Source organism: Bacillus sp. AFS037270, assembly GCF_002585305.1.
The window spans coordinates 1-6910 of the sequence record NZ_NUNF01000031.1 but is presented as its reverse complement, the minus strand read 5'-3'; the positions used below and the strand labels follow the sequence as shown (position 1 = coordinate 6910).

Here is a 6910-nt window from a genome sequence, read left to right as displayed (position 1 = left end):
CAAGGAGCCGCAACTGGATAGGCTTAGACCTAAGAGCCCCTAGGCGCTGAGTCGGACAATTTTCAAAGTCATTTTAATACTTTAATCCCCTTGATGATAACATCTTCCTCTGGTTTATCCTTTGCATCTACTTTTACATCTGCAATTTTATCCACAATGTCCATTCCTTCGATCACCTGGCCGAAAACGGTATGACGGTGGTCCAGCCATGGGGTACCACCGTTTTTATCATAGGCATCAATGATTTCCTTTGGATAGCCCGCCTTGTCCATTTGCTCTTTCATTGCAGGGTCCAATGATGTTTTCTGAACAATAAAAAACTGACTCCCATTTGTATTGGCTCCTGCATTTGCCATAGATAAGGCTCCGCGAAGATTGAAAAGATTTTCAGAGAATTCATCCTCAAATGGAGTTTTCCAAATACTTTCACCGCCGGTTCCGTTCCCATTTGGGTCCCCGCCTTGTATCATGAAGTCCTTGATCACCCGGTGAAAAATCAATCCATCATAGTATCCATCCTGACTGTGCTTGACAAAGTTTTCGACAGCCTTTGGAGCATACTCTGGGAATAGTTTAATTTTAATTGCCCCCATTGAGGTTTCCATTTCCACTAATTTTTCATTTTCAGCTACTTCTGTTGAAAGCTGCGGATATGATGTATCTGTCACTTGCTTTGCTCCTTCCTTTTGCTCTGTTTTTGGCGCTGTAGTTTTTGTGTTTGAGGATGCTTCGTCATCTTTCTTCTGGCTTGTCCCACACGCAGCCAACATCAGAACAATTGTTAATAATATAAATATAAATGGCCCTTTCTTTCTCATTTATCATCCCTCCATTTTCTCTCTTTAAACTTTTTGCACTATGTTTTTAATTTAGTCATAATGAAGGAGTGGAATCAAGTGAATTTTATAATATTGGGGTGGATGATGTGACAGAATTACAAGTTGGCAATGTGGTTACGGGGATTTATAAGACAGGGAAGTATATCGGTGAAATTACTGAAGTACGCCCACAGCATTACCTAGTGAGGGTGTTGGCGGTTGTGAAACATCCGATGCAAGGTGACCTCCACCATCCAAAGGATGCGGATGTTCTCATGTTTCATGAGAGAAAAGCCCTTAGTTACCGGGAGCAGACGAATATTCCCAAACAAATGGTTAAACCGTTTGAGGGCGAAGTTCCTGATTATCAGGAATCTCTAAAGGAAGCTTTAGAGAAGATGAAAAAGGAATTGACGGAAGCAAATTCAGAGTGGGCAGAAATGAGCATTCGAGCTTTGGAATCCTTGGAAAGAGATTATAAGATTTGATCACACATATAAAGGCCAAATCAGTTTGAGTGATTTGGCCTTTTATGCAAATTCATTTAAGAGCTTTGAAAAATCAATTCGGTCGCCGATGGTGGTCGGTTTTGGTTTTTCCAAATAGCGTTTATCCTTTTCGACTAGCTTGAATATATTATAGGTAGTCAAGGCATCATCCAATGCCCGATGGTGTTTACCTGTCCCTTCCTTCCCATACTCCTGAACGGCTTTCCATAGACCTGTTTGATTTTGGTCTCCAAAGAATCGTTTATATTCCATTGATAAATCTAATTCTGCTCCCTTAAACGGGAACGGAACTCCCGCCATTAAACAATTTTGCCGCAGTACCTTCATATCCATGTTTCCCCAAGTAACGATGGTCGTGTCAACATTGTCCTTATTGAATTCCGCCAATTTCTTAATGAGCTCGTAAATGGTTAATCCCCTGTCCACCTGTTGCTGCGTGATATGTAAGAATGATTTGCAGCGTTCGGATAGTCTCGGAAATTTTAACGGGGTTACATAGGAAGAAAATTGTTCGGTTACTTGATCATCTACAATAGCAACAATTCCCACCTCAATAATTTCCGCGAAAAAATCCTTCATACGAACATTTCTCTCTGGCATTGTAAACTCAAAATCAATAAATAAATATTGTTTCTTTACTCTCATTACATTCACCACCTTCTCTTATTCCATCTTACTACCATTATATAAAGATACATGTACAAAAAATTGTGCTTTTTTTCTATTTTTTTTATTATAACATGAAATTCATTAGAATTTTTTAAATTTTTGTACAATGGACACAAAAAAAAGAATGGAAAAACCATTCTTTTTTTAGGTATTATTTTTTATGTTTAATAACGGCCATTGTACATCTTGAAACACAAATGAGACGGTCTTGTTCATCGGTAATTTTAATATCCCAGACCATCGTTGTTTTCCCCTGATGCAAAATTGTTCCTACTGCTGTGACAACTCCGTCCGTTTTCGGGCGGACATGATTAGCGTTTATTTCCAATCCAGCAACTGCTTCTGTTTCTTTGTCAACGAGTTCGTAAGCTCCAAGGCTTGCAACTGTCTCTGCTAAGGCAACGGATGCCCCTCCATGCAGCAATCCAAATGGCTGTTTTGTCCGGTGGTCAACAGGCATAACCGCAACTACTTTCCCAGGCTCTAGCAGCGTAATTTCTATTCCGAGTGCTTCAATTAATGTATCTTTGATCATCTTACCCCTCCGGTACATATTCTGATTCCATATTAACCTATTCTTCACTTTTGTTCATATTCCTTTATGTTGGAAAAAGAAAAAACAGCTGCAAGAGCTGTTTTTAACGGGATTTAAACGAAACCAGGGTATCCGACTCCAGGGTAGCCACCGAATCCTCCTGGATAACCACCGAATCCTGGGTATCCACCGAATCCTGGATAACCACCGAATCCTCCTGGGTAACCATAAAATGGCCGGGCTCCAAAAGAAGCACCTATTCCTCCGCCAAGTAAACCTCCTAAAAAGCTAAGACCACCTATCGCTAACGGCCAGCCAAGACCTATAAATCGTTGATCCTGTACCGGGTACGGGCTTCGATATGGGTACATATCATATTACCTCCTTTTTCTAAGCTACTTGCCTACACTATTTCATATGCGGAAACACAGGGATTGGAGTGGGCAAATAGAAAAGCAGAAGCGCCCGTTTAGCGGCGTATGACGGTGTCAAAAAAAATCTGCCGGAATCTTTCCAGCAGATTTTAGGTTTATTTTTCAATTGGCTCAAAGCGTTCTACAAACAGCGCAAGGGTACGGGTCATAACACCAGTAGCACCTGCTGGACCTAAGTCATAGTCTTTTGATGTGGTGGCAGTTCCGGCAATATCTAAATGCACCCATGGCGTGCCTTCCGTAAACTCACCAATAAATGCGCCCGCTACAAGGGCGTGTCCCTCGCTTCCTGGCGAATTATTTAAATCGGCCACTTTACTGTTGCGAACACGTTCCTTCTCTGTCTCAAACAACGGCAATAACCACATCTGTTCTCCTGCTTCAACAGATGCTTCCAAAACTTGCTCATACAAACCATCATGATTAGTCATTGCACCAGTGGTATACAGACCAAGTGCAGTAATGACTCCGCCTGTTAGGGTAGCCACATCTACTAAATAATTAGCACCATGATGTTTTGCATATGTAACCGCATCAGCTAAAACTAGACGTCCCTCTGCATCCGTGTTTAAGACCTCAATCGTTTTACCATTCATCGATGTAATCACATCATCTGGTTTAAAGGCTCCACCCGAGATCATATTATCGGTAGAAGGAATAACCGCAACAACATTTTGCTCTGGTCTAATTTCACCGATGATTTCCATCGCACCAAGAACGGCTGCTGCCCCGCCCATATCGGTTTTCATCCCAACAATGCCAGCCTTTGTTTTGATGGAATACCCGCCTGTATCGAAGGTAATCCCTTTTCCGACCAACCCAATAACATCGGTCCAGTCATCTTTTCCTTGATATTTTAAAACAATCATTTTAGGGGGCTCGACAGACCCTTTATTAACAGCGAGGAATGCCCCCATTCCTAACTTTTCAATCTCCGCTCTATCAAGAATTTCGACTTCAAAGTCGTATTTAGCAGCTAGCTCTGAAGCATAATTCGCTAAATCTGTAGCCGTCAATAAATTACCTGGAGTATTCACAAGCGTGCGCGCCGAATTGGTTGCCTTTCCGAATGAATAGCCAACCGTTAGAGATGCCTGTACATCCTCTTCTTCGGCTGCAGCACTATAAACAGTTACATTCTCAAGTCTTTTCTCAGGCTCATTCGATTTTTGTTTATATCCATCAAATTGATACGTGGAGAGCGCCATGGCCTCACCCAGAGCATGAGCGGCATCTAAGCTATCCAGTTCTTCGCTAACAAACGTATCTAAATAAACAGCTGTTTCCACATGTTTATTTAACTTTAGCTGCTTAAAAATCTTTCCAAAAGCTGCTCGAAGCTTATCGAAGGATAAATCTTTTTCTTTTCCTAGTCCCACAAAATAGATTCGCTTTGCACCAATTTTTCCAAAGGTATGTACTTTAGTTATGCTTTTGAGCTTAGCTGAAAGGTCACCTGACTTCACTAATTCGGTTAATTGCCCGTCAAATTTTTCATCTAAGCCGGCTAATACTCCTGCAAATTTTTCAGGCCTTTCAAATATACCTACGACTAAGCCCTCATGACCCGCCGTTAAGTCTAATTCTTTTTTTACATGAAACATGTTCCTTCACCTCCGAAATATACCTCTACATTATAACGAAAAGATCATTTTATTTCGAGAGTCTAATGAATGTAAAAAGCAGGCACAAGGCCTGCCAAATACATTGTATTGTTATCTTTTTTCCGAGCCTGTATACTGCCCGCGGAATACCTGAAGCGTTTTATCGTTATTTAAAGTTAGCAATTCCTGTTCGGTAAGATGTCCATTTCCTTTTTGAATGACATAGACATTCACCTGCTTTTTACCCCACTGCTTGTATACGTCCTCCACAGTCTTATAATAAAGGTCTAGCTCATTTCCCTTTATCGCGCCTCCCTTATCCGCCACAACTCCATATCCATAACCAGGGATAAATAGAATGGTACCGATGGGAAAAACGTTTAAATCAGCGGCTACGGTTGAAAATAGATCACGTTTCACTTTTACACCTGAGTAAGTAATTCCATATTCAGGATGCCCCTGGCTTTTCCCAGTGGATTCATATCCTGCCGTATAGCCTGTAGCGGTCACTGTATATTTTGGGTACTTAGACCAATCAAACGCATCCTCGAGGAGCGGAGTTGATTCTCCAGAAACAGGTTTCGTAAACGAAAGCGCTGACGCAAATGGCAGAATGAACGATTTTGCACTTACGCCAGTAATGGACTGAAAGGTTGCAGCTAATGCCATTATAAACAGGCAAAACATTGCAAATCGTTTCGTCCAATTTTTCATTTTAATCATTGAATTTTTCACCCTCCAAAAATATTCATTCCCAAAGTGAAGGGAATTATACAATTTTGGGGTGAAAAATGATTTTAACGAGACAAAAAAAGACCTTTACATCACCGTAAAAGTCCTAAAACATTTGATATCCACTTTTTCGTAATAGTTTAATTGTAAAACCAGCCGCAATCGCGCCTGCTAGACCGCTAATCAAAATAAGAATATCCGCCGTAGCTAAAGTGCTGATTCTTGACCCAAGATCTTGAAAGGCATGTTTACTATTTGTAAAGTACTCCACAAACTCTACTTTATCAACAATAAAGATGGCTATGATGGGGTAAACAATTGCCATTACCCATGACATTCTTAAGAGCATATTCAGGATAAAACCGATTCCAAAAAATAAGACAAAAAATAGCACAATTGAGATGATTAGGACTACTATGCTCATCTGCATCCGACAATTCCCCCTTTATACATCAATTAGTGTACTTAAAAAGCCCAGGAAGAGTCAAGAAGAATAGCACAAGTGCCCGTTTAGCACACGACAGGAATGGTGATGGACAATTTTTAAAAAAAGTAAGCAAAAAAAATAGCCTCTTAGAGTAAGAAGCTGATATGATTAGTTTTCTTTATTCTTACCAGTTCCTTCACAGTTTGGGCATGTCTCCGAACCGCCAAGTACTAATTGAAAATAACCCTTTCCCTTACAATAATCACAAGTTTTGGTTGTATCAATCGTTTCCACAGTCATCTCCTTCGCCTCCCTTTAGATATTAACTTAATTTTCTGATAATATACCAAGGATTCACGAAAAAGAAAAGAGCTAAATTTATGCAAAATCGAGTATGAAAACGGATACATGTCAGATTATCTTCCATTTACGATAGGTTGCTTAATTTATCGAAAAATTAAAAAAATAATTTATAGGATGTGTAGCCAAACTGGTTTCCGGGGTTAATATCAGTTGTTCCAGGTTTAATGACTGAGAGACTTTCATGGATTAAATAATGTAATAGTATGGAGGCATCCTTTTCTAAACTAAGCTCCTCTGGTGCCATAAAACGGGCCTCATACAGTTCCTTATCTTGATGAGTAATGGTTAGCTCTCCGGTTGGCTCTAGTAAAAATACAAGCAAATTATCACTAATTTCCCCTTTGATAACACCTGTCCTTAGTCCAAGCAGCCCCTTAATCCTACATTCGATCCCGGTTTCTTCCTTCACCTCTCTTAAGACAGCCTGATCTGCTGTTTCTCCTTCATCCACAAATCCAGCAGGCAGGGACCATTTGCCTTTTAAGCCGCCGTATCTCTTTTTTACAACGAGCCATTCTCCTTCTCTAGACTTCACTAAACCGGAGACCGCCAGCCAAACCTTTCCGCGTTTCTCATGACTGCTCATGTAAAAATACCCCCCATTCTAGAAAAAGCACCATTCTGTTTTTCCTTCCCTTTTTAGCATGTGAGCTGTCTTCAGACAGGACTACTATTTTTTGGGCCTTCCCTTGTCTGAAGGTGACCTGCCTTCGGACAGGACGACTATTTTGGGGCCTCTTCTTGTCCGAAGGTGACCTGTCTTCGGACAGGACTACTATTTTGGGGCCTCCCCTTGTCTGAAGGTGACCTGCCTTCGGA

At 40.8% G+C, this 6910-nt stretch carries 10 protein-coding genes; 1 reads left to right on the top strand and 9 read right to left on the bottom strand.

The genetic code is table 11. The features are described from left to right. Positions 1-68 precede the first annotated feature (68 nt). Positions 69-818 (bottom strand): peptidylprolyl isomerase, encoded by a 750-nt coding sequence (locus tag COD92_RS15460; protein WP_098528062.1) that lies wholly within the window; start codon positions 816-818, stop codon positions 69-71. A 107-nt stretch (positions 819-925) separates the two neighbouring features. Here COD92_RS15460 and kapB point away from each other — a divergent pair, with 107 nt between their 5' ends. Then, positions 926-1306 carry a kinase-associated lipoprotein KapB gene (kapB, locus tag COD92_RS15455; protein ID WP_098528061.1) on the top strand — a complete coding sequence of 127 codons (381 nt, stop codon included), beginning with the start codon at positions 926-928 and terminating at the stop codon, positions 1304-1306. Positions 1307-1348: 42 nt separating this feature from the next. Here the strand turns inward: kapB and kapD are convergent, their stop codons facing one another. The 8 genes from kapD to COD92_RS15420 form a co-directional block, all read right to left on the bottom strand. Beyond that, the gene (kapD, locus tag COD92_RS15450; RefSeq protein WP_098528060.1) at positions 1349-1972 is read right to left on the bottom strand and encodes a 3'-5' exonuclease KapD; all 624 of its coding nucleotides are present in this window, start codon (positions 1970-1972) and stop codon (positions 1349-1351) included. 175 nt (positions 1973-2147) lie between these two features. Beyond that, positions 2148-2531 (bottom strand): hotdog fold thioesterase, encoded by a 384-nt coding sequence (locus COD92_RS15445; protein WP_176541078.1) that lies wholly within the window; start codon positions 2529-2531, stop codon positions 2148-2150. Positions 2532-2644: 113 nt separating this feature from the next. Then, positions 2645-2902 carry a hypothetical protein gene (locus COD92_RS32010; protein ID WP_176541077.1) on the bottom strand — a complete coding sequence of 86 codons (258 nt, stop codon included), beginning with the start codon at positions 2900-2902 and terminating at the stop codon, positions 2645-2647. A 158-nt stretch (positions 2903-3060) separates the two neighbouring features. Then, positions 3061-4569 (bottom strand): leucyl aminopeptidase, encoded by a 1509-nt coding sequence (locus COD92_RS15435; protein WP_098528058.1) that lies wholly within the window; start codon positions 4567-4569, stop codon positions 3061-3063. 111 nt (positions 4570-4680) lie between these two features. Next, positions 4681-5292, bottom strand: a complete 612-nt coding sequence (locus COD92_RS15430) for a 3D domain-containing protein (RefSeq protein ID WP_098528057.1) — start codon at positions 5290-5292, stop codon at positions 4681-4683. Between the two features lie 115 nt (positions 5293-5407). Continuing rightward, positions 5408-5731, bottom strand: coding sequence for a YuiB family protein (locus tag COD92_RS15425; RefSeq protein WP_098528056.1), 324 nt, complete (start codon positions 5729-5731; stop codon positions 5408-5410). 165 nt (positions 5732-5896) lie between these two features. Further along, positions 5897-6028, bottom strand: a complete 132-nt coding sequence (locus COD92_RS32005) for a YuiA family protein (RefSeq protein WP_176541076.1) — start codon at positions 6026-6028, stop codon at positions 5897-5899. A 157-nt stretch (positions 6029-6185) separates the two neighbouring features. Then, positions 6186-6677 carry an NUDIX domain-containing protein gene (locus COD92_RS15420; RefSeq protein ID WP_098528055.1) on the bottom strand — a complete coding sequence of 164 codons (492 nt, stop codon included), beginning with the start codon at positions 6675-6677 and terminating at the stop codon, positions 6186-6188. Positions 6678-6910 lie beyond the last annotated feature (233 nt).

Bases quoted from the DNA above. Each gene is read 5' to 3' on its own strand.
- COD92_RS15460 (WP_098528062.1), bottom strand. From the start codon at position 818: ATGAGAAAGAAAGGGCCATTTATATTTATATTATTAACAATTGTTCTG.
- kapD (WP_098528060.1), bottom strand. From the start codon at position 1,972: ATGAGAGTAAAGAAACAATATTTATTTATTGATTTTGAGTTTACAATG.
- COD92_RS15445 (WP_176541078.1), bottom strand. From the start codon at position 2,531: ATGATCAAAGATACATTAATTGAAGCACTCGGAATAGAAATTACGCTG.
- COD92_RS32010 (WP_176541077.1), bottom strand. From the start codon at position 2,902: ATGTACCCATATCGAAGCCCGTACCCGGTACAGGATCAACGATTTATA.
- COD92_RS15435 (WP_098528058.1), bottom strand. From the start codon at position 4,569: ATGTTTCATGTAAAAAAAGAATTAGACTTAACGGCGGGTCATGAGGGC.
- COD92_RS15430 (WP_098528057.1), bottom strand. From the start codon at position 5,292: ATGATTAAAATGAAAAATTGGACGAAACGATTTGCAATGTTTTGCCTG.
- COD92_RS15425 (WP_098528056.1), bottom strand. From the start codon at position 5,731: ATGCAGATGAGCATAGTAGTCCTAATCATCTCAATTGTGCTATTTTTT.
- COD92_RS32005 (WP_176541076.1), bottom strand. From the start codon at position 6,028: ATGACTGTGGAAACGATTGATACAACCAAAACTTGTGATTATTGTAAG.
- COD92_RS15420 (WP_098528055.1), bottom strand. From the start codon at position 6,677: ATGAGCAGTCATGAGAAACGCGGAAAGGTTTGGCTGGCGGTCTCCGGT.